General features: G+C 60.9%; 1 protein-coding gene and 1 pseudogene. Both read left to right on the forward strand.

The window, feature by feature from the left end; translation table 11 throughout:
• Positions 1-422: pseudogene (locus tag HX869_RS31285) on the forward strand (ATP-dependent protease); the annotation flags it as partial.
• A gap of 200 nt (positions 423-622) precedes the next feature.
• On the forward strand, positions 623-934 hold a 312-nt coding region (locus HX869_RS31290; RefSeq protein ID WP_178904190.1), incomplete at its 3' end, for a hypothetical protein.

Here is a 934-nt window from a genome sequence, read left to right on the forward strand (position 1 = left end):
AGTGCTTTGCCATCACCGGCTCGATCAACCAGTTTGGTGAGGTGCAGGCGGTCGGCGGGGTCAACGAGAAGATCGAAGGTTTCTTCCGTCTTTGCGAGGCCCGCGGGCTGACCGGCGAGCAGGGGGCGATCATTCCCCAGGCCAACGTCGCGACACTGATGCTCGATGAGAAGGTGTTGCAGGCCGTGCGGCAGGGGCAATTCCACGTCTATGCCGTGCGTCAGGCCGACGAGGCCTTGAGCCTGCTGGTGGGTGAGCCTGCGGGTTCGCCCGACGAAGAGGGGCAATTCCCCGAAGGCAGCGTCAATGCGCGGGTGGTGGAGCGTCTGCGGGCGATCGCCGAGATGATCAGTGAAGATGACCTGAAGGAAGCCGAGAAGGAGTTGGCGCAGGAAGCACTGGCTGAGACCAAGCCGGTGTAATCAATGCCGAAGGGGCCTGGTTCCAGGTCCCTTCGGCATATTTTTGACGCCGTCGTGACGGCAGTCATCCGTTGGTCCCCCAGCCTTGGTTTGTACCGGGTTTCTTCTATTCTCAGCTCAAGGGATAGCCACAGGAGTCGCTGGATAGAAACAGTCTTGCCCTGCGAGGCTGAATACCGGATCTACCGAGGGTCGCCGCCATGTCGCGCAACCTCTGCCTCACCCGCCAGTGCCTGGGCCTGGTCACCCGTATCGAATGTTCCATTCGCCCTCTCGCGGGGGATACCGGGATGTGGACCTTGTTGTTTGCCGCCGGAATGACCGGCGAACAACCCTCCACCATCAAGTCCCAAGGCCCGTTCCACGGACCTTTCGTGGCACAAACCATCCTCGATTCGATTGTTGAAAGCCTGACCCTGCACGGCTACGAGCTGGCTGACGACCCGCAGATCTGGTGCCTGCACCTGCAGGCGCACTTGCGACAACTCAACGGCTGTCTCTTCTCCACATCT

Source organism: Pseudomonas sp. P7779, from assembly GCF_013386315.1.
Taxonomy (GTDB): Bacteria; Pseudomonadota; Gammaproteobacteria; order Pseudomonadales; family Pseudomonadaceae; genus Aquipseudomonas.